The organism is Geobacillus proteiniphilus (assembly GCF_001908025.1).
Lineage (GTDB): Bacteria > Bacillota > Bacilli > Bacillales > Anoxybacillaceae > Geobacillus > Geobacillus proteiniphilus.
Genome location: NZ_MQMG01000007.1, coordinates 50,535 through 72,620 on the forward strand (window position 1 = coordinate 50,535; position 22,086 = coordinate 72,620).

Consider the following 22,086-nt stretch of genomic DNA (forward strand, 5'->3'; position numbering starts at 1 on the left):
AACTTTGTGAAAACCGTTTGTCAATTGTTCAACATTCACGTTTATTATTTTTGAATCGTTGCGTTGATTGCTTTGCGTTCAAAAAACAAATGCGACACCGTTTTCGTATATTTTTCCGCCAATGGGCGTTCTCTTCACAACATTGAACGCTCTCCCACCTACGCTCACGCTTAGAGGTGGGAGATTCTTGGGAACACCCGCCCTACGGCAGGCTGTTAACCAAGCCATCCCCGTGCGTCCCACGGTTCGACTGCCTTACAACGACAGCAAACGAAGCCCTTCATTCAGGATATTCCGGGCGGCGTTATGGTCCCGGTCATGTTCGGCTCCGCAGTTTGGGCACACCCACTCGCGGATGTCGAGCGATTTCACCTCAATCTGCCGATGCCCGCAGCACGAGCACAATTGGCTCGATGGAGGTGCTCGCGACACGGACCAACGTCCGCCCGTACCATTTCGCTTTATACTCAAGCATCTTGAGAAAACGCCCCCACGCGGAATCGGAAATGCGTTTGGCCAGCTTGCGGTTCTTTTGCATGTTCCGCACGCGCAAGTCCTCCACGCACACCACTTGGTTTTCGCGGATGAGGCGGGTGGACAGTTTGTGCAGGAAATCGTTCCGGCAGTTGGCGATTTTCTCATGAAGCTTGGCCGCTTTCAAGCGGGCTTTATGCCAGTTCGAACCGCCCGGCTTCCGGCGGGACATCACCCGCTGCCAGTAGGCGAGCTTTTCTTCATATCGGCGCCAATACCGGGGGTGTTCGATCTTCTCACCCGTGGAAAGAACCACCATATGCTTCAACCCCACATCCACCCCCACTTGCTTGTCGGTGGTGGACAATGGAGGAATCTCCGTTTCCACCAAGATGGAGACGAAATACTTCCCTGTTCGGTTTCGACGAATGGTGGCCGAGAGAATGCGGCCTTGAACCTCACGGCTTTTGGCAAACTTCACCCATCCGAGCTTGGGAAGTTTCAATCGATGGCCGTCCACTTCGATCGATGGGCGCCCTTTCTTTGAATAGTTGCACTGGGCGGTGTACGATTGGTTCGGATGTTTTTTGCTTTTGAAGCGGGGAGCGTTCGCGATTCCATCGAAGAATCGGTCAAACGCCTCGTCCAACTGTTGCAGCGCGTTTTGCAAGGCGGTCGAATCGGGAGTCTTCAGCCACGGAAGGGTCTGCTTTAAGGCGGTCAGCCGCTTGGAGCACTCGTTGTAGCCGAGTCCTCTTCCGGTGGTTTCATACGCCTGATTCCATTCGGACAAAAAGTGGTTGTACACAAACCGGCAACACCCGATGGTTTGATGGATCCGTTCCGCTTGTGTGCGGGTGGGATACAGCAGGAAGCGGTAGGCTTTGTGCATGACCTTCCCTCTTTTAGAACGGAACATTTGTTCTGTTTCTGTCTATTTTACACCTTTGATTCGTTGGAGGCAAGAGGGAAATCGATGGCGAATACCGATTCATCCCCCACTTCCGCTCACGCGTGGAAGTGGGGGTCTTCTCGATTCAGGATGATAAATGGCAAGGCATGGGAGTAATCAAAAGAGATAGCCATATACACTTCTCCTTTCTCATTCTATTTTGCAGCGCATGTCCATTGTAAGTCTTACTGCAAGGGGATTTTATGTTATTTCTTCTCATTTTTTTCTACAGCATGTCCGCCAAATTCATTGCGTAGAGCGGCTACCACTTTTCCTGTAAATGTATCGCTTTCTAATGAACGATACCGCATCAATAAGGCCATGGCGATGACAGGAGTGGCCGTTTGCAGATCTAATGCTGTCTCGACCGTCCATTTTCCTTCACCGGAAGAATGCATAATTCCTTTGATTTCCTCTAATTTTGCATCTTTTGAAAACGCGCGTTCTGTTAATTCCATGAGCCATGAACGAATAACCGAACCATTGTTCCACACTCTCGCCACTTTTTCATAGTCGTAATCGAATTCGCTTTTTTCTAATATTTCGAATCCTTCGCCAATGGCAGCCATCATTCCATATTCAATCCCATTGTGGACCATTTTTAAGAAGTGGCCGCTACCTGCTTTTCCAGTATATAAATACCCATTTTTTACAGCAGTGTCGCGGAAAAGAGGCTCGACCATGTTCCAAGCTTCGGGATCGCCTCCAACCATGTAACATGCTCCGTTTCGAGCACCTTCGACTCCGCCAGAAGTTCCCGCATCCATAAAGTGAACTCCAATCTCCTTTAGCTCGTTGTAGCGACGAATTGATTCTTTGTAGTGAGAATTGCCACCATCAATCACAATGTCTCCTTTGCTTAAAAATGGCGCAATTTCACTAATCACCGAATCAACAACGGTGTGGGGAACCATTATCCAGACAATTCTCGGTTTTTCTAATGATAGGACGAGTTCCTTTAAAGTGGATACGCCTTTAGCACCGTATTTTTTTATTTCTTCAACCGCATTTGCATTTATATCGAACGCCACTACTTCGTGCTTATGGTCCATGAGATTTTTGCCTAAGTTTAATCCCATTTTTCCTAAACCGACTAGCCCGACTCTCATGCTGACTACCTCCTAAAAATATCTTGGTCAAAGAAGATTAGCTATTCCTATTTCATAGTTAGTTTATCCAGAAATTATGTTTTCGGGTTTGCTCCGGAAGAGCTTATTTACCGCCAATAAAATCCGTCTTCTTTCAATAATTGATAAGAAGCCTCTGGCCCCATCGATCCTGAACGATAGGAGTAAAGAGGAAGGAGGTTTTCCGCAAATGCCTCTAAAATAGGTTGCAGCCATTTCCAAGATAGTTCGACCTCTTTCCAATGGGCAAAGAAAGTCGAATCGCCGTGTAAAGCGTCAAAAATTAAGAGTTCATACGCTTCAGGCACCTCTTTCTGATTCGTCGCGAAGTCCATATGGACAGGCTCCATCTTTCCGTTGTTGAATACATTTTTACTATTGAATTGCAGCGAAACACCTTCGTTCGGATTGATTTGAATCACCAAAAGATTAGGAGCTGTTTCTTCATTTTTTGGCAAGTACCATTCCTTTAATGGATTTTTAAACTCAATCACGATACGTGTGGACTTTTCCTTCATTCTTTTACCTGTACGGATGTAGAATGGCACCCCGCTCCAGTTTTCATCATCAATCCACAGACGGGCCGCAACAAATGTCTCCGTTGTCGAAGAAGCATCGATGCCAGGTTCTTCTTTATATCCAACCACTGGTTTGCCATCGATTTCTCCAGGACCGTATTGGCCGCGAACGACGTGCAAACCTACTTCTTCCTTCTGTATTGGTCGAAGAGATTCCATAATTTTTCTTTTCTCGTTACGGATGTCTTTTGCGCTAATTTGTTTTGGCAAGTGCATGGCTGTCATCATCAACAGTTGCAACATATGGTTTTGAAACATGTCGCGAATGGCGCCTGCCTGATCATAGTAGCTTGCTCTTTGTTCTACCCCAACGGTCTCGCTAGCTGTAATTTGCACATTGGCTATAAATTGATTATTCCATATTGCTTGAAACACAGGGTTGGCAAATTTTAAAGCTTCAAGGTTTTGCACCATCGGCTTTCCAAGGTAATGATCTACCCGATAAATTTCTTCTTCTTCGAAAGTTTGGCTTAATTTTTCGTTTAAATCTTGGGCCGATTTGATATCGTGGCCAAACGGTTTTTCGATAATCAGACGTTTCCAACCTTTTGTGGATCCTAATCCGCTTTCCTTGATGTTCGACGCGATCACATCGAAAAATTCCGGCGCAACAGATAAATAAAACACGCGGTTTTCAGGAATATTCAATTCTTTTTCCCGTTGTTGAACCATTTCGAGCAACTTTTTATACCCTTGTGCATTTGTTACATTTAAAGAAATATAGCGAAACGCGCGAAGAAACTCCTTCATTTTGGAACGGTCATTTGTCAAACGTCTGGAAAAGGTTTTTACCGAATTTTCCACATATATTTGAAATGCCTCATCGGATAATTCTCTTTTGCTTACACCAATAATGGAAAATGACTGCGGCATTTTTTGATCAAGAAATAAATTATATAATGCAGGGAAAATTTTTCGTTTCGCTAAATCACCTGTTGCTCCAAACAAGATAAAGGTCATTGAATCCAATGTGATCCCCCCCTGACTTTTCGAAACATTTTTCAAAAAGAATAAAGTTGATAGAGCAGATATAACGACGTTTACTACATTGCTCGAATTGGTATTTTTATGAAGAGAGCATTCTCTCCAAAATAAATATCGCGAGGAATAGTAAAACGATTCATGCTGCTCCCTCCAGTACTCGTGATTGTTTACAGATGCTAGTATAATGTGTATAAAACTTATTGAGAAGTACGCACTTTATTATCATGTAGTGACAAAAATATAATATAGTGTAAAAAAAAATACTTAATGATATAAAAGGCATCCAGATGCAATGAATGGATTATATTATCCAGAAGGAATGAATACCATTTGCAATGAGTGAAAATAAAAGATATATAACATTTATTTGTCAGTATGTGCTTTATGATTATAAAGTGACAAAAAGTATACCATAGGTTATAATCAACATGGGAGGTGAAACGATGGGGCACGTTTGTGGCAAGACGTATAATTGTGAAAAAGAATTAACACTCGCTGTTATTGGCGGTAAATGGAAAATGCTTATTTTATGGCATCTAGGAAAAGGGGGAAAGAAGCGGTTTAGCGAATTAAAAGCCCTCATGCCTGGGATCACCCAAAGAATGCTTGTTAACCAGCTGCGGGAGCTGGAGCAAGATCGAATTGTTCATCGTGAAGTCTATCCTGTTGTTCCGCCAAAAGTAGAATATTCATTGACCGAACATGGGAAAAGTTTGATGCCAATTCTTGATGCGATGTATGAATGGGGCAAAAACTATATGGAGACGGTCGTAAAGGGGCAAGTAAAAATCAATGAAGCCACTAAGTAGAAAGCTTTCTCCGTTATGAAAGCTTCGAAAACACTCTGCGTGTATGTATATGTACTTTTCTTTTTTTGCTGGTAAACAAAGAAATACACACATGAAGATGATGAGGAAAGCAATAAGTTTTATATTAGACGCGAAAAACCAACGGACAACCATCTTTATGAAAGATCCGCTGTCCGTTGGTTTTTCTGTATATACGTTGATGACTGTTGATTGAGTCCCGAAAATGGCGTAAAAAGAAAAACGGCAAAAAAGTGCTTTTGTTTTCCAGTGATCCAAGTTCACTGACAATAATGAGGACTTGACATGGCTGTTCGAATGCGAGGATGGTCTGGAAAAAATATTCCGAATTTCTTTTTTAGGTATAATTTTTCACACTATGTAACACGAAAGTATCTACTTGTTAAATGGAATGATGTGCCTAATAATATCAGTATCGCCACATGAATGGGCGATACATTGCTAGATGGATAACGAGAGAGGAGGGGTAAGAATGTATCGAAAGGAGTTTTATGTCTTTGACCAAGACCATCCTGTTCCAGCAGTGATCCGAAATTATGAAGAAAAAGACTTTCCTGGCTTAATCCTCATCCAACAGGAAAGTTTCCCGCCACCATTCCCCTCTGAGTTATGGTGGAACACGGAACAATTGAAAAATCATGTTACGCTCTTTCCAGAGGGAGCCTTATGTGTTGAGGTGAATGGTGAAATTGCGGGGTCAATGACAGGGCTTATTGTCGACTTTGATCCCAGCCATCCAGACCATACATGGGAAGAGATCACGGATAATGGATATATCCGTAACCATAACCCAAACGGGAATACGCTTTATGTCGTTGATATTGGCGTGCGCCCTGCCTACCGCAAATTGGGGCTGGGAAAATGGCTGATGCTATCCATGTATGAAGTGGTTGTTCATTTGGGACTAGAGCGGCTGTTAGGCGGAGGGAGGATGCCTGGCTATCATAAAAAAGCGCATGAGATGACAGCGGAGCAATATCTCGAAGCGGTAGTAAAAGGCGAATTGAAGGATCCTGTTATTACCTTCCTGCTTCGCTGCGGCCGCACACCGGTCAAAGTGGTGGCGAACTATTTAGAAGATGAAGAATCGTGCAATTATGCTGCACTGATGGAATGGAAAAATCCTTTTTATCGCTCAAAATCTTAAAGGAGAATGATGAAGATGGAGTATCGCAGAATTACGAGCATTGAAGACCCTTTGTTTAAGAAAATGCATCAATTGATGCAAAATGTATTTCCTCCGGAAGAAGTATTAGCATTTGATTTGTGGAAAGAGCCTCTGGAAGATCCGGGAATTCGTGTGTGCGTTGCTGTTCACGAAGGAGAGGTAGTAGGCGCGACTGAGTACCGCTATTATGAAGATTTAAATGTCGCTATGACAGATTTTACCATTATCGGCCAAGCAGGTCTGGGGATCGGTCGATTTTTAGCTAAAAAGCGACTGGAGGATTTGCAAAATTGGGCCGCTGCAAATGGAAAGCAGTTGTATGGCATGTTCGCCGAGATTTATGATCCTTACCGGATGGAGCATTATGAATTTGGTGGGATTAAGCCGATGGATCCATATGTTCGTCGTGAGGTATTATCTCATTTGGGATATAAGCGGCTTGACTTCCCTTATGTCCATCCATCATGGAACAATGATGGAGAAGCCGTAACCGGGCTTGATCTTTGTTTCCTTCCGATGGACGATAGCGTGAATGAACTTCCAGCGGATCTTGTTGTGAAGTTTTTGAAACGTTATTATTCTGTCTTATCGAACAAACCAAGGGATTGGTATGAAATGATGGAAAAACTAGAGGCGAAAAATACCATACCGCTATTACCGATTTAAACCTTAATAAAAACACAATGCTTATGAACTCTAAAAAATTCTTCCAACTTCAGCGCGTCCTTTATCGTTTCCCTATCGAAAGCAGCAAAAATGCTATTTCGATACCTGAAAGGTGAAGGATGCTTTATTTTTCGGATGATTGTTAGGCCTCACACTAGGAAGACAGGCGTTCCAAAAAAACGTTTGAACCGCTGCTATCTATGTTTCATGTCGCTCCTTTCGATGAAAACGAAGGGGTGCCGGAGTGGAATGGTCTTTACTCTTTTAGGGCGAAAGGAGTGATACCCATGTCGAAAGTCGGCATTGCTGCGGAAAGTCGTCGGATCGACACGCTTCTGCTTCGTGCGCTTTACTTTGGTCCCAAATCCTACTGGGAACTGATGCGGGCAGGGAAAGCCCAGACGCACCAAGTGCTGAAGGCGCTGCAGTCGCTCTTGGAGGGCGAGCTGGCGGCCTACAACGGCGACCGCTTTGTGATCACTGAGAAAGGGCGTCGTCAGGCAGAAACTATGGGCCTAGAACGGGTGACCGAACAGCGCTGTGAGGCTTGCGCGGGGCGCGGCATTGTTCTGAGACCGCCTTTTGACAGCGTCCTTGCTGCTTTTCAAGATATTGTAGCCATGCGACCCAAGGCGACACCCGACTTTGACCAAGGGTATGTGACGCCCGAGACAACCGTGCGGCGGCTGGCCCTGATGGCCCAACAGGGAGATCTGATGGGACGAGACATTTTGCTACTGGGCGATGATGACCTTACAAGCATTGCGGCCGCGCTCTCGGGGCTGCCGCGGCGCATCTGTGTCCTGGATGTGGATGAGCGCATTGTCCGCTTTATCCGCGATGTGGCTCAGGACCAAGGTTGGGACCACGTCCACGCCGAGGTCTACGACGTGCGGGATGAATTGCCGTCCCATCTCCGTGGCCAGTTTGATGTGTTCTTCACGGACCCGGTCGACACCGTCAAGGGCCTCCTGCTTTTTTTAAGCCGCTGCACAGAGGGGGTGCGTGGGCCCGGTGCCGCGGGCTATTTTGGACTCTCTTACTTGGAGGCCTCTTGGCGGAAATGGCGGCAGATCCAGCAGGGCATCCTTGACATAGGCTTTGCCATCACTGACATGCTGAGCGCCTTCCAAGACTATCAGTTAGAGGATATTGTGTTCCTAGACTGGGCGCGCATGGCACCGGTGCCGGTCAAAGAACCCGATATCCCCTTCTACGTCAGCACCGTCTATCGCTTAGAGATGGTCGAGGAGCCTCGGCCCCTCTTTTTCGGGCGGGTGGAGTTTGGGCAGGACTTCTACTACGACGAAGAGTTCTGCGTCAAAGAATAGCGATAAAGACTGCTCGCCCTCGGTAACGGGTATTCCCGCCGCCGAGGGCGGACGTTTGTACGCCGTTTCCTGACACCCGCATGCGGAGTTGCGTTCTTCAAAGTTTGCTGAATCACATTTATTACCACAGCAGGATTTTACCGATGGATTATGGCAGGCAACAGACTTTTTAAAGTTTTTGACGCCGTTTGCAACCATTAAAGGAGTGGTCATCCGATTTTGAAACAAGTCTTGGCAAACGCCACGTTCCAACTATAACCGATTTGATTTGTAATGATAATCGAGGGAATGCTGATAGTGGGAGAGCGACTGATGTGTACGAAGAGAATGATAATGTTCAAACTGTTGGAGGACTATCATGGATCGATCACAAGAATCCAATCTCCCGATCAAAAAAAGACCGCAAAGCGTTTCTTAAAGAAAGCTTTGCGGTCTTTTCTCCTTTCCCCCGTGATCAAGTTGAAAATTTCGTTTAAATAGTTTAAAATTTTGAATGGTTAAAGATGTCTGCGCAAGAATCCCTTTACTCTATTCCAGATTGGCATGTCTTTTAAACATGGTATTGGAGTCCAATCCCTTTTTCTCCATGCATCTTAATATGATGGCATCATAGAATAGTAAAAGGGTTTGCTCAAAAAGCGATCCCATTGGCTGTATCGTTTTGTATCCATTATCTGACTGGTCTTTAGGCGAGCCAGGCAATTTGACCGTAATATCAGCCAATTGTCCAATGGTCGATTCAGGGAAAATGGTCACTAACGCTACGGTAGCCCCTAAACTTTTCGCTTTTTCAGCCATGGAAACTAAACTTCTCGTTTCCCCTGAACCCGATCCAATGATCAAAATGTCGTCTTGTTCTAGGTTAGGGGTGATGGTTTCGCCTACTACATAGGCGTCTAACCCCATGTGCATCATTCGCATCGCAAAAGATTTGGACATAAATCCAGATCTGCCTGCGCCAGCTACAAAAATTTTCTTTGCTTCGAGAATCCCATTTACCAATTTTTCCGCTTCTTCCGCGGCGATTAAATCGGCTGTCCCATTTAACTCTTTGATGATTTTGCCTAAATATTGCGTAGCCTGCATCATTCATTCACCTTGTTGGATCATTTTTTTCATTTCAGCGGCTACAGCTCGTTTATCTTCTTGACCAGTAATACCGCCGCCTACGATGATAAGATCAGGTTTTGCTTTAATGACTTCAGGCAATGTGTTTAATTTAATGCCGCCTGCGATCGCAGTTTTTGCGTTTTTCACGACACGTTTGATTGTAGCAAGGTCTTCAAGAGAGTTTTTGCCGACTGCTTGAAGATCATAACCTGTGTGTACGCAAATATAGTCGACTCCAAACCCATCTACTTCTTTCGCCCGTTCTTCTAAATTTTTAACCCCGATCATGTCCACCAATATTTTTTTGCCTTGTTTTTTAGCTTCTTCCACAGCACCTTTGATGGACAAATCTTCAGCAACTCCAAGTATCGTGATAATGTCGGCTCCAGCTTCGGACGCTTTCATGACTTCATATGCGGCTGCATCCATGATTTTTAAGTCTGCCAATACTTTTAAGTGAGGAAATTCTTGTTTGATTTCTTTTACGGCTCTAAGACCTTCATTAATGATAACTGGAGTGCCGATTTCTACAATATCCACATACTCCTCGACTTCTTTTACTAATTGTTTCGCTTCTGGAATGTTTACGAGATCCAATGCTAATTGTAATTCCATGAATCCTTCACCTCTCATAAAAATTTTATTGTAGGTTGCATAAGCAGTAGTATTTTTATGTGTTTATCTCTTACACACTGATGAGTATACTATGTATGTTTTATCTTTAAAAGTACGCACTTTATTTTTACATAGTATTAAAAAATATACTATTGGTTATTATTTATACTCTTTTACTTTTGAATGCAACCTGGAAAGAGGGGCTCTCCATTTCCAGACAAATTTTATTTTGAAATGGCCCAAAAATAAGAAAAGCAATATGCTATCCATTGCTTGTGGCATTAACTGAAGAACTGTTTCTTTGTCAAACCATATGTAAAAAGGGGGCTGACCCAAAAGATTGTCTTTCTTCATGCAAGATACAATATATAGTTTTGTAAGGGTGTTTCGCGCGTATATATGGTGATCAGAAAGGGTGTCCCGTTACTTTTGGGACACCCTCCGAAAACGCCGGATTTTATTTGTTGGTCGCGCGAAAAAAAACAGTGTTCAATAGCATTGCCACCGAATCCTTTCAGCAATGGGTGGCGTGGTTGTGCATTGGGAAAAGCATTCAAGAAGTGACACAATGGTTATGCATAGCTTATACCACCGTGGAACGATGGTTTTACCAACACGCGCCTGTGCTTTTGCCTGAATCGAGTCCTACAGTGATCTGTGTGAGGTTGTAGACATACCAGACCGGCTCGCTGTATCCATTCCTTCGGGTGAGCTTCATCCAGAACCGGCGGGCGCTTCGGATGAGCCGTCCCGCCATGGTGATCACTGTCTGGATGATCGTTTTGATCCAGTAGCGTTTCACGTGATGATGTAAGGGATGGCGCGGATCGCTCAAAATAGTTTCGTTTGATGAAGCAAATAGCCGACCAGGACCAAACCGGCACTGGGAATGATGGGTTCATCCGTCAATACCAAACGAATCGGGAAGTCTTTCATGATTTCACCTGCTTAGTGAAGACTCATCAACCTTGTTCATCCTTAGCGTATCAACGGTTCGCGAGGATTGTAAAGATGTTTTGTCACGGATTCAGGAATAAATCACTCAACCATTTTTTTACTTTTTCGAAGAAAGAAATGTTCTCTTCCTCGCTGCCCGTGTCTGGCTTTTGTCCGGCTGAGTCTTTCACCTTCACCGGCTCGATCGGATCTGTTTTTAAAATAAAACGGACTTCCCCTTTCGCACCTTTTGGTTTGCCAAGAAATGTATCGTATTGTTCCGCCGCTGTTTTTGATTGATGTAAAATAGCTTCTCCTTCATACAATTTATTTAATCCGGCAATCAGCCCATTTTTCATTTCCGCCGTTCCGCCGGATAACTTTTCTATACCAGTTTTTAATTGCAACGAACCTTTTTCCAGTTGGCCCGCCGCAGCCGCTAACTTGTCAGCTCCAGCTTTGGAGCCTTTTAAACCTTCCTCCATCTTATCGAGGCCTGGAAATGGCTTTCCCTGCAAATTCCCCCCTTCGGCTAGCATCTTCAGCATTTGTTGCTGGCCTTTTAGTCCCTGCACGAGAGCCTGCAAATTCGCATCCTGCGGTTTCTCAGCAGCCAGATTTTGAGCCAGTGCCAGAAGCTGCCGGTTTGTTTCCAGCGACTGTTTCACAAGTCCCTCATGGGCTTGATTCACTTGGTTCAACTGCCCCAGTCCTTCAGAAAGTTGGTTTAAACCGTTTTTTACTTGACGATTGCCAGCGGCAAGTTGATTTGCGCCATCTCCTAGTTGATCTAGTGCAGAAGAGATTTGCTGAATGCCATCTGTCAGTTTTTCCAATTGTTCTTTGACCGGTACTTCTGATACTGGAGGAAGCTTCGGAATCAAAGTAATTGTGATTGGTTCAAGCTCAATGTCTGTTCCTTTCATTTCAAGGGTGATGGTCTCTTCTGGATTGGGCACAACCATCCAAGTCGCGCTCATCGTTTTCCCAGACATAACCGTCATTGCATCACCGAGTTTCATATCCGTGAAATGTTCAGTCGAAATGTTAAGCGAAACAAGCGATAAAATCGGGGTGTACAGCTCTTTTTCTACTGAATGACGGGCTCCCTTATAGCCGGAATAGGAAATGTTTTTCTTTTGTTTCAGCCGATTCTTCAACGTTATCTCGATTTTTACTGTGCCATTTTTTCCGGCCAATGAGGGAGCATCCACTTTTTTCCCATTCAGATAATAGTTGATCGAGACGTCCACCGGAAGAGGCTGGCTGGTTTCACCGGAATAATAAATCGACCGTTCTCCTTTCACTTCCGCATCCCAAATGATTTGTCCGTTTTGCACCACTGGTTTTTCCAATCCGCTTATATTGCGAATATGCTGTAATTGTCCGTAATCTGTCACGGTGACATTTCCATTTCCTTTAAAATACAGCCAATCCACAACGATCGATTTTTTCACAGTCCCATCGGAATTAAGAAGGGTATAAACCGTTTCTCGATCAACGACTTGATCGGGAGCCGCTGCATAAGTACCGGTTGCCGATGATAATAAAAGGGTGGCAGCAGTCAAAACGGGGATTGTGGCTTTTACCGCATTCATTATGCTTCTCCTCTCCTTTTATTAAGATAATTCTGAAAGCGTCTCATCTTCTTTCATGGATTTGGCTTTTAGGCCAGCCAAATGTCGTTTTGGATATAAAACTTTCTAATGTGAGCAACACTGCCGGAAGCAGGAATAAGATGACGGCAAGAGAAATAATCGCTCCTCGCGCAATCATAAAGGTTAAATCTCTGAGCAACGTGATGTCGGAAAACAGCCAAATCCCGATGACAGCGGCAAACAAGGCAAGCGCACTGCTCAAGATCGCTTCTCCACTTGCTGTGATGGCTCGATACATCGCTTCCTCTTTCGGATAATTCATCAACTCTTCCTTATAGCGTGTGACAAGCAAAATCGCATAGTTGATCGTGCTGCCGAGCTGGATAGCGCCAATGGCGAATGTGCCGATAAATGGCATGGAACGGCCAAGATAGAAATCGAGTCCTTGGTTGAACAAAATCGCCAATTCAATTCCGCCAACTAATACAACCGGCAACGCCACGGATCGGAAGGCAAGCGCAATAATCAAAAATACAGCGACAACCGAAATCAAATCTACTTTTTTCATGTCGTCCCGCACCGTGGTAGTCAGATCGTTTTGCAAAACAGCTTGACCAGTCAGGTACATATGCCCTTCATATGGCTCGGTTAATTTGTTGATTTGTTGAATGGCCTGTGTCGTGCGTTCATCATACGATCCATATTCCATCTGTACCAACATGTAATTGTATTGATCCTTGATAAACATGTTTTTTAAGTTTTCGGGAACAAATTCTGAAGGAATCGCAGGATCTGCAAAGGTGTCATACCCAATTACTTTCTTGATTCCTTCTATTTCTTCAATCTGCTGCTTGATTTTGAGACGTTCCTGATCAGAAATCTTGCTATCCATGACTAAAAAAGCCGAATCAGTCGACGTAAATTCTTTTTTGATTTCGTCAAGATTTTGGATCGAAGGCAGCGTCTTCGGCATAAGTTGCTCCAAATCATACACGATATGCACATTTTTAAAACCGATGAAAGCAGGGATAAACAAAAGCAGGAACACTACAAAAACAAGTTTGTGGCGATTGGTCACAAATTTGGCTAACAGATGAAAATTAGGGATTATCACGCGGTGCTGATATTCGCGAATCCACTTGTCAAACACCAGAATGAACGACGGCAACAATGTCAAAATCATCAACACACTAAGAATGATCCCTCGCGCCATCGTCATCCCTAAGTCTTCCCCAAGTCCAAGCGACATGGTGACCATCGCAAGAAAACCGGCTACTGCCGTTGCCGAGCTGGTTAAAATGGCCATCGCTGTGTGCTTGATGGCCGCGATCATGGCCTCGTTCTTTTCTTTCATCTTTCGTTCTTCTTCATAACGATGCACTAAGAAAATAGAAAAATCCATCGTAACTCCGAGCTGCAAAGCTCCCGCAATCGCAGCGGTAACATACGACATTGAACCATTTAAATAGTAAGCCAATCCCAAGTTGTAAATAATAGAGACCCCAATTGAGAACAGGATAAGGAACGGAATGAAAAGCGATGGGAGCGTTAATCCCAAAAGCAACAGAATAAACCCAATTGCGGACACTGCATAGACAAACTTCTCACTTTCAAGCAACTGACGCAGCTCCGACAACATTGGAGGAGTTCCCGCAAAATAAGTATTCGGCCCAAGAATGTTTTTGATTTCTTGTACAGCATAATGAGTTTTTTCTGATGCCGCCTCCTCTTCAAATTGAATTTGCATGATAGTGCTGTTTCCAGAATAAAACTGATCCACCAATTCCTCTGGAAGAAACTCGCGAGGCACTGCAAAATCAGCAATGTCGGTGATCCAATTGACTGTTTCAACACCATCCACTTGCTCCAGTTTTTGTTTTAAATTTTCTACTTCAACATCTGTTTGATTTTTTACCATCAGGATGCCTGTTCCACCGAACCCAAACACTTTGTTCATAATATTTTGCCCTTGCACCGAAGGAAGCTTTTCCGGCAAGTAAGCAAAAATATCATAATTGATTTGCGTTTTGACTATTCCGGACAATGCAGGAATCACAAGTATCAATGATAAAACAATGATAGCAATTCTGTTTTTCACCACAAATCTACCAAATAATTCAAGCACATCAATCACCTGCCAAAGCAATTTATGGGCCGTTACTTAAGTAACGTCAATGATCAACCAGCCATTAAATATTTTGAAATGCTTCAAGGATTTTCTTTAAGAATTCAAGAAAATCGTTCATCATGTTACCACCTCCCCTCATTTTGTTTATGAGGTTGCGTTCTTCTCTTTACTCAACCTATTCCCAAAAAAACACAAATAACACAAAAAACACAAAAACTCAAACAAATAAATGGCCAAGGTTTTAACCGTTGACCACAATCATGCTAATGCTTCATGGAGAAAATCGGAAAGCATTTCCTTTTCAAAATGGGAAAGGTCGGCGATCGATTTCAGATACCGTCCAACCAATTCAGTCACTTCCACGCCAATTTCGTGATTCACCGTTTGAATAATGCCGCCAAGGACGGTTCCAACAAACACGGTCATCTGCATTTCATTAGTTGGGGCGTTCTGAACGAGGTTCTTAATCAATACCTCAGTTTTCCCGCCCAGCTTGCGAAGATAAACAAGAAAAAGACCGATGATGTACGCACAGAAGGCAACACGAATCTGCACTTTCGGAATCTCCTCTAAAACCTTTCGGACGGCGGCGCTGAGACTGCAATTTTTTAAGCTGTTTAGAAACTCAAGTATTTTCGCCTTTGTTTTATGCCACTCTTCCAGATTGATTGCTTCAGAGCGTTTCTGTTCAAACAAACTCATCGCTTTTGCCGTCGGCAGAAAAACGATTTGGGAACGTCCTGTTTCGCCGGGATTCACCGCGTAATCGCGGGTGAGATAGCCAAGTTTTTCAAGTTCTTTCAGCATGTCATATGCCGTCCATTTGCTGACACCAAGCGCTTTCGCTAATGTTTCATAATGGACAGGAACGTTTGCTTTTTGATATAAGTCGATCAACTTCTGGAGAAATTGCTTCCGACGTTCAGTTAACAACATCGTTTTCACCACCCAAAAAACCCAAAAATAAACACTACGTTATCAACTATAAGACCAATGAAAACTTTTGTCAACTTGAAAGTGTATGTTAATAAAATTTACCAAAAATTAGGTAATTTCGATTGGTACACCACAACCCGATAGGCACAACGGTCACTCCTGGCTGTAACCAATTATACATAACCATTTCCATGTGCCCTCTTGTATTGTAAAAATTGTTTTCGAATACACCTATCAAGAGCACGTGCGAACCAGCTCCTTTGTAAAAGCGACCGGATTAAATTCCACCCATCTCCATCACCCCATGCCGCAAAGCACGACACAGAGGTAAGATAAATTACGCTTCATTCATCTGAATTTTATCAAAATTTTATCGTATTTTTTGTCTGATAAAAATAAAGACCACGGCATTGTGGAATTACCTAACATTGCACTACTCTACTTTTTTCATGCGCCCGAGAATGACTCTCTCAGAACTTCAAAGTTCCGTTCGCGTAAGGTGTACACTCCGCCTATTTGTCTGTGGAAAAGACTAGGGGAATTACCGCGCATACACGGACAGCACGTGAATTCCCCACGTCAAGCCACCTCCGAAACCAATCATCGCTACCAGATCCCACTCCCGGACAGCTTTTTGTTGGAGCGATTCCGTCAGAGCAATTGGAATGGAAGCGGCAGAGGTGTTTCCGTAACGATCCACGTTCAGAAAAAACTTTTCGAAAGGATATCCTCCCTTTTTCGCCGCGCTTTCAATCATCTCTGTGGTTGTCACTGACTCCTCCACGCGATAGCGCTGGCGGATTCCTGTTCGTTGAACAATCCACTCATCGTCCGTCTCCAACCGCTGGCTCAAATCGTTATTGGTAACCACGCGTGGAGGTACATAAAAACCCGCTCCCGCAATAGCAACATGAGCTTGATGCTTCATGCGAAACCCTTCTTTCTCTGTTTTTTCACTAAGGATTTATTCATGCTGACACCACGTTTTCTACTCTGTTACAAATAGGTTTCTTGATCATTGAGTTGTTTTTTCACTTTCCACCATCCATGTATCCGTTGGTTTTGGAAGATTTAGGATTGTGAGTTCCCATCAGGTAATCCATGACGGGATGGGATACACCGTACCAGGACTGTTCATCCATATAATGATGCAAAAGGTGTTTTTTCTTCATCCACTTCCCCCATGGTGTTACAGGGGTAATCGGACGGTGTGCAATGTAATGCATCCATTGATAATACAATTGATAGAGCGAAGTGCCAGCTATGAAGGCCATAACCAAGGAAAGATTCCGGAACACTGCCCATAATACAACAAAATAAACGACGTAAACGATCAGGTCATACCACATCGGACTGAATAAATATCTGAGTGCCGTAGGGTACTGATGGTGTTCGACATGTTTCTGGTACAAAACGGGAATAGCGTTGGGAAACTGGTGCAGAAGGTAACGGTGCACCAAATATTCGACGACAGCATAAAAAACTGCACCAGCCAGTAAAGCAAGGATCGTCTTTACCCCATCAAATTCCACAATAGTTAGGATGGAACTGACCGTTCCCACAAAAAGCACGAACTGAATCATTGAGTTGGAAAGAAACTCCCGGTAATACCGCATCATTTTAAAGCTCACTCCCCCATAACGACATCCTTTACCAAAAAGACCAAAAAACCAAAGACAAAAAAGCCGCCAACTTCCATGATCACAGAAGATTTTGTTAGATGTTGCACAACATAACGGAATCGCGTTTTAATAATCCCATGAAACAATACACAAAAAACCAAAAAAATAACCAAAGAATAACCTTGGACAATAATTGTACTCCTCTTCCCAACAACCGGAAAGCATATCCTCCACATGTTCCGAAAGGTCAGCCACTGATTTCATTCAGATACCGGCCGATGTCCAACTTGCGGAGATAAACAAGCAGAAACCTAATAACATCATCCGAATTTGCACTTTCGTAATCTCTTAGACTTTTTGAATGGTGTCGCTGAGGCTGCAATTCTTTAAACTGTTTAGAAATTCATGTATTTTCTCTTTTGTTTTATGCCGCTCTTCCAGATTGAACACTTCAGAACGTTTTTGTTCAAACAAGCTCGCAGCTTTTGCTGTTGGCAGAAAAACGATTTGGGAACGTCCTGTCTCGCTAGGATTCACAGCGTAATCGCGGGTGAGATAGCCAAGTTTTTCAAGTTCTTTCAGCCTGTCGTATTCCGTCCATTTGCTGACACTAGTGCTTTTCGCAAATGTTTCATAATGAACAGGCACATTTGTTTTTTGGTATAAGTCGATCCGATCAACTTCTAAAGAAATTGCTTTCGACGTTCAGTTAACAACATCCCCCCATCACCCAAAAAACCCAAAAAATAATCATTACGTTATTAACTATAAGACCAATAAAAACTTTTGTCAACTCGAAAATGCCGCATGAGTCAGTCAAGACTTTGTGGAGAACTTTTTTTCGGTTCACTAGGATCATTGTTAATCATAGGGCATTGAACCATTTTCATGAATTTATATCGTAAGTGCTTTCGGACGCTCATCCCTCATCTTGAGGTGGTGAATCAACATTCCATTTTTTTACATAAACCAAAATCCCGAAGCGCCGACAACGCTTGATGGATCGGCGTCCCCGACGACTGCTGAAGATACGGCATGTTCTGACGCACCACGTCCGGATACAACCGCCCCACCTTCCGTTTGGCCTGTTCGATCCGCTCTGCCTTCGTTGATGTCGACGCGGCGGTCGACGCCGTCTCTTCCTCCGGACGCCGTTTCCTCAACGAAATCCCATCGATCCGAGCCGCCATCGCTTTCCAAAACGCTCGAAGTCCTTGGTCTTTCCAGCTGCGGCGGGATTTCACCCGGTGCGCGAACCGGCTCATCACGCTCTCCGCGTGGCCCATCGGACGCATTCCCGCCGTGTCCACTCCTTGCTCCGCCAGCCACTTCCGGTAGTCCCGAATGCATCCCGGCATCGACTCGATCCGGCGGATCAGAGCGAAAAGCTGCTGCTCCTTCGCTTCGTCCTCCAACGTGCCGACGGCGCGGCGCTGTTCAGCTCCATCAAAAGCCCTTGTTCGTCTTGTTTCGCCAACTTCTTCCGCACCTCCCGCCAACGCGGATGGCCCGCCAGACACTGGCGCAGCTCCCGCGCGACATGAAACCGATCCAGCTGGAAGCAGGCCCGCTTTCTAAAGTGTTCCCGGCATGCCGTGATCCACGATGCCGCGTCGCCGTTGATGACTAAAAGGTCCCGTCATTCCATTCCCAGAAAGTTTCACCAAGTTGTACAGCCCTCCGGACGCATGCCCCGTTCCAGCAATGACCAAATCTCGGCCCTCCATTTGTCATCCCTCCAAAATTTTCAGTTTTAACTCCTCGATGCACGCCGGCACGTGCAGCCGCGCAACGAGCTTCGCCTCCGGCTCCACATACATGTCGCCTCCGCCCGCCACAAGCAAACACACAGTCACTCCCATCTTGCGAATGATCGCCAGCTCGCAGCTTTTCCCTTGAAGTTTCGGGTAATGCGTTTCGAAAACGTTCAGGACGCTTTTTCCTTCTTCCCAACTCAGATCGCCCGAGCGCAGAAGCTGATCGAGCACGTACAGAGGAAGAAGATCGGTGAACGAAAAGACCTGTTTGTTTTCTTTCCACTCGCTATAACGTTGCACCACCATCTCCGAAACAATGTGACGTTCCAACACTTCCTCTTTCGTCAACATCACAGCCGCTGGATTGGGAGAAAGCATGCCCGCCAACTCATCAAGCGACAGCTCATCTTTCAGCTCTTTGATTTTCTCAATGCGCGCCAAGATTTTTTCTTTCGGGAAAAACGTCTCTTGCCCTGTGAATGTCGATTTGCGAATAAACCATTCTTCCGGAATGAGCTTTTTCCGCTTCCATCGATACAGCTGGCCGTACGAAATGCCAGTCAGCTCGAGCAGTTCTTTTTTCGAAATCAATTCTTGTTCCATGAGCCGCTCACCTCCTTCACCACCACCAATGTAACATAACATTGTTACGTTATAAAGAGTGTGAAAACAGCAGTGCCATACATATGTCAAAAAACGAACCAAAGCGGTTGACAACTTGCCGTCTAGCTCAGTACAATGAAGCCAATTTCCACTGGCATCGCGATTCACATCATGAAGAGAGGAGAATGAGCCGCATGCATTCGACATTACAGAAGAAAATCGCCGCCGCCGCAAAACAAACGAAAGCCGATCTCGTCATCAAAAACGGGAAAATCGTCAACGTGTTTACGCACGAAGTCATCGAAGGGGATCTCGCCATTGCTGAGGGGATGATCGTCGGCATTGGCCGCTATGAAGGCAAAGAAACGATTGACGCCGAAGGCCGCTATATTTGTCCTGGACTGATTGACGGACATGTGCATATTGAATCATCGATGGTGCCCCCGAGCGAATTCGCCCGCGTCGTTCTCCCGCATGGGGTCACCACGGTGATCGCCGATCCACACGAAATCGCGAACGTCGCCGGCATCCGCGGCATCCAGTTTATGCTCGATGATGCGAAACAGACGCCGCTCGATGTGTATATCATGTTGCCATCGTGCGTGCCGGCCGCCTCGTTTGAACATGCCGGCGCCGTCTTAACCGCAGCGGACCTAGCGCCGTTTTTCAACGATGAACGCGTTCTCGGATTGGCGGAAGTGATGGACTATCCGTCATTAAGGGAACAACACCCGTCGATGCTCGACAAACTGGCGCTCGCGGCAAACGCCAACCGCCTGATCGACGGCCATTTGGCGGGCCTTGACGCCGACGCCGTCAACGTCTACCGAAGCGCCCGCATCCATACGGACCATGAATGCGTCACCGCCGACGAAGCGCTTGAACGCATTCGCCGCGGCATGTACGTGCTCATTCGCCAAGGCTCGGTCGCCAAAGACCTCGAAAAACTTCTTCCTGCCGTCCATGAGCACAACGCGCGCCGCTTTCTGTTTTGCACGGACGATAAACATCTCGACGACTTATGGTTCGAAGGCAGCGTCGACCATAACGTGCGCCTTGCCATTCGCGCTGGGCTCGACCCGCTTCTTTCGATCCAAATGGCCACATTAAACGCCGCCGAGTGCTACCGGTTGCCGACGAAGGGCGCTGTCGCCCCGGGGTATGACGCCGACTTTTTGTTCGTTGAGGATTTGGAAACGCTGAAAATCACCCATGTATTCAAACAAGGGGCGATCGTCGCCGAACATGGAAGGGCAACGTTTTCCTTCCATCCGGCATCCAGTGAAACCGAACCGAAATTGCTTCAATCCATTCGTTGCCGACCCGTCACCGAAGCGGATCTTCGCATCCCGATGACGAAAGGAAACAAAGCCAATGTCATGGAGATCATCCCGAATCATTTGCATACGAACCATCTCGTCACCGAGGTGGATGTCCGGGACGGGGCCTTTTCCCCTTCGGTCGAGCGGGATTTGCTGAAGCTTGTGGTCGTCGAACGCCATCGCGGCCTCGGAATCGGCCTTGGCATCGTCCGCGGCTTCGGGTTCCAAGCAGGCGCCATTGCTTCTTCGATCGCGCACGATTCACACCACATCATCGCCGCAGGCATCAACGACCGCGACCTCGTCGTCGCCATCGAACAGCTCCGCCGGCAACACGGCGGGCTTGCGGTCGTCAAAGACGGAACGGTGCTCGCCAGCCTGCCGCTTGAAATCGGCGGATTGATGACAAGAAAAGACTATACCGAGGTGCTAAACGGATTGAAACAGATTGACAAAGCACTTGAAGCGATCGGCGCATGTGGCTCTTTCAATCCGTTCATCACGCTGTCATTCCTCGCCTTGCCGGTCATTCCGGAGCTCAAGCTGACCGATCAAGGGCTGTTTGATGTCAAGCGGTGGGAATGGATTCCGATCGAGGCATAGAGGAGGGCGAGTGTCCCTCCTTCTTTGTTGTTCAAGGATGTATTAACTAATTGATTATTTAGAACATAGTTTATCTTTATAAAAAAACCGCATTGTTCCCAAGGAAACACGTCGCCCGCACGGCAAAAAATGTGATGCGAAACGCCCGTTCGTCGGCGGCGCGCCGCCTTGTTGCCGATTCGCGTCGTCTCAATCATGTCATCCCAAAACGGGAGACGAGTGCGAAGGCGCTCGATCATTTTGCGAATGGCCTCTTCCGCCATCTCTCGTTCCAAAAAGGAGAAAAACAGCGTTTCACGGATGTCCCCTTGCCAGCAGCCGCTCGCTGTACAGCAACAAGTAAAACGTGGCATAATTCAAAATCACGCACTTGCATCCATAGCATACAACCAATCCGTCGTAATGATTTTCAATCAACAGCCGTACTTCATCTGGATGGCAGTCGTCCTGCTCGGCGAAATACCGCTCCTCGCTGACGATTTCACTGCCTTCTGGCGTCACGATGTGATACAGCGCCCGCACAAACGTTTCCGCCCGCTGAAGCAAAATTTCACCGCGGTAACGCTCAACAAGCTCCTCATCGTACAGGCTGTCTTCCATTTCTTCAATTTTCTTCAGCGACCGTGAGGCCAACAAAAGGCCGCAGTTGGCAAGAAGCATATGACTAAGCATGCGCTGCGTGTCATTTAATCCCCCGTCTGCCCCATTCGAAAGCACACGCTCAAAATGATACACTGCTCTCCCATACT

Annotated in this window: 18 protein-coding genes and 4 pseudogenes; 6 read left to right on the forward strand and 16 right to left on the reverse strand. The window is 45.6% G+C overall.

The genetic code is table 11. The annotated features are described in order from the left end of the window. Positions 1-255: 255 nt before the first annotated feature. From tnpB to zwf, 3 genes and pseudogenes are all read right to left on the reverse strand, one after another. Positions 256-1,366 (reverse strand): annotated as a pseudogene (gene tnpB / locus BRO54_RS04175) (IS200/IS605 family element RNA-guided endonuclease TnpB). A gap of 266 nt (positions 1,367-1,632) precedes the next feature. Further along, entirely contained in the window at positions 1,633-2,535 is a 903-nt protein-coding gene (gnd, locus tag BRO54_RS04180; protein WP_062898707.1) for a phosphogluconate dehydrogenase (NAD(+)-dependent, decarboxylating), read from the reverse strand. A gap of 107 nt (positions 2,536-2,642) precedes the next feature. Continuing rightward, positions 2,643-4,100, reverse strand: a complete 1,458-nt coding sequence (gene zwf / locus BRO54_RS04185; RefSeq protein WP_062898708.1) for a glucose-6-phosphate dehydrogenase — start codon at positions 4,098-4,100, stop codon at positions 2,643-2,645. 458 nt (positions 4,101-4,558) lie between these two features. Here zwf and hxlR point away from each other — a divergent pair, with 458 nt between their 5' ends. From hxlR to BRO54_RS04205, 4 genes are all read left to right on the forward strand, one after another. Then, positions 4,559-4,924, forward strand: coding sequence for a transcriptional activator HxlR (gene hxlR / locus BRO54_RS04190; RefSeq protein WP_062898709.1), 366 nt, complete (start codon positions 4,559-4,561; stop codon positions 4,922-4,924). A gap of 490 nt (positions 4,925-5,414) precedes the next feature. Then, complete coding sequence (locus BRO54_RS04195) at positions 5,415-6,089, forward strand: GNAT family N-acetyltransferase (protein WP_066234250.1); 675 nt, start codon at positions 5,415-5,417, stop codon at positions 6,087-6,089. A 15-nt stretch (positions 6,090-6,104) separates the two neighbouring features. Next, complete coding sequence (locus BRO54_RS04200) at positions 6,105-6,776, forward strand: GNAT family N-acetyltransferase (protein ID WP_066234247.1); 672 nt, start codon at positions 6,105-6,107, stop codon at positions 6,774-6,776. A 287-nt stretch (positions 6,777-7,063) separates the two neighbouring features. Next, on the forward strand, positions 7,064-8,107 hold the full coding sequence (locus tag BRO54_RS04205) for a bis-aminopropyl spermidine synthase family protein (RefSeq protein ID WP_074043210.1): 1,044 nt from the start codon (positions 7,064-7,066) through the stop codon (positions 8,105-8,107). 528 nt (positions 8,108-8,635) lie between these two features. Here the strand turns inward: BRO54_RS04205 and hxlB are convergent. Together hxlB and hxlA are read right to left on the reverse strand one after the other, a co-directional pair. Then, on the reverse strand, positions 8,636-9,193 hold the full coding sequence (gene hxlB / locus BRO54_RS04210) for a 6-phospho-3-hexuloisomerase (RefSeq protein WP_062899103.1): 558 nt from the start codon (positions 9,191-9,193) through the stop codon (positions 8,636-8,638). A gap of 3 nt (positions 9,194-9,196) precedes the next feature. Next, a complete protein-coding gene (gene hxlA, locus BRO54_RS04215) occupies positions 9,197-9,832 on the reverse strand; it encodes a 3-hexulose-6-phosphate synthase (RefSeq protein WP_015375155.1) in 636 nt (211 codons plus the stop codon). Between the two features lie 485 nt (positions 9,833-10,317). Here hxlA and BRO54_RS04220 point away from each other — a divergent pair, with 485 nt between their 5' ends. Next, positions 10,318-10,503, forward strand: a complete 186-nt coding sequence (locus tag BRO54_RS04220; protein WP_275651040.1) for a transposase family protein — start codon at positions 10,318-10,320, stop codon at positions 10,501-10,503. Here BRO54_RS04220 and BRO54_RS20400 read toward each other — a convergent pair. From BRO54_RS20400 to BRO54_RS04270, 10 genes and pseudogenes are all read right to left on the reverse strand, one after another. Then, a pseudogene (locus BRO54_RS20400) lies at positions 10,440-10,676 on the reverse strand (hypothetical protein); the annotation flags it as partial. The gene BRO54_RS04220 and the pseudogene BRO54_RS20400 sit on opposite strands and share 64 nt — an antisense overlap. A 175-nt stretch (positions 10,677-10,851) precedes the next feature. Further along, positions 10,852-12,366 carry a hypothetical protein gene (locus tag BRO54_RS04235; RefSeq protein ID WP_062898713.1) on the reverse strand — a complete coding sequence of 505 codons (1,515 nt, stop codon included), beginning with the start codon at positions 12,364-12,366 and terminating at the stop codon, positions 10,852-10,854. A gap of 43 nt (positions 12,367-12,409) precedes the next feature. Further along, on the reverse strand, positions 12,410-14,491 hold the full coding sequence (locus BRO54_RS04240) for an efflux RND transporter permease subunit (protein ID WP_138187030.1): 2,082 nt from the start codon (positions 14,489-14,491) through the stop codon (positions 12,410-12,412). A gap of 261 nt (positions 14,492-14,752) precedes the next feature. Then, entirely contained in the window at positions 14,753-15,430 is a 678-nt protein-coding gene (locus BRO54_RS04245) for a LexA family protein (protein WP_062898714.1), read from the reverse strand. A 541-nt stretch (positions 15,431-15,971) separates the two neighbouring features. Beyond that, positions 15,972-16,358, reverse strand: a complete 387-nt coding sequence (locus BRO54_RS04250) for a 3-oxoacyl-[acyl-carrier-protein] synthase III C-terminal domain-containing protein (protein ID WP_062898715.1) — start codon at positions 16,356-16,358, stop codon at positions 15,972-15,974. A gap of 103 nt (positions 16,359-16,461) precedes the next feature. Continuing rightward, complete coding sequence (locus BRO54_RS04255; protein WP_062898716.1) at positions 16,462-17,049, reverse strand: sterol desaturase family protein; 588 nt, start codon at positions 17,047-17,049, stop codon at positions 16,462-16,464. A 351-nt stretch (positions 17,050-17,400) separates the two neighbouring features. Continuing rightward, the gene (locus tag BRO54_RS04260) at positions 17,401-17,700 is read right to left on the reverse strand and encodes a hypothetical protein (protein WP_239691201.1); all 300 of its coding nucleotides are present in this window, start codon (positions 17,698-17,700) and stop codon (positions 17,401-17,403) included. A 296-nt stretch (positions 17,701-17,996) separates the two neighbouring features. Further along, positions 17,997-18,691: pseudogene (locus tag BRO54_RS04265) on the reverse strand (UPF0236 family transposase-like protein); the annotation flags it as partial. A 4-nt stretch (positions 18,692-18,695) separates the two neighbouring features. Next, positions 18,696-18,779, reverse strand: a pseudogene (locus BRO54_RS20880) (bactofilin); the annotation flags it as partial. Positions 18,780-18,782: 3 nt separating this feature from the next. Continuing rightward, positions 18,783-19,412 (reverse strand): YhbD family protein, encoded by a 630-nt coding sequence (locus tag BRO54_RS04270; protein ID WP_062898717.1) that lies wholly within the window; start codon positions 19,410-19,412, stop codon positions 18,783-18,785. Positions 19,413-19,606: 194 nt separating this feature from the next. Here BRO54_RS04270 and ade point away from each other — a divergent pair, with 194 nt between their 5' ends. Continuing rightward, a complete protein-coding gene (gene ade, locus BRO54_RS04275) occupies positions 19,607-21,337 on the forward strand; it encodes an adenine deaminase (protein WP_084544541.1) in 1,731 nt (576 codons plus the stop codon). Between the two features lie 294 nt (positions 21,338-21,631). Here ade and BRO54_RS04280 read toward each other — a convergent pair whose 3' ends face one another. After that, positions 21,632-22,072, reverse strand: coding sequence for a hypothetical protein (locus BRO54_RS04280; protein ID WP_239691202.1), 441 nt, complete (start codon positions 22,070-22,072; stop codon positions 21,632-21,634). Between the last annotated feature and the right edge of the window lie 14 nt (positions 22,073-22,086).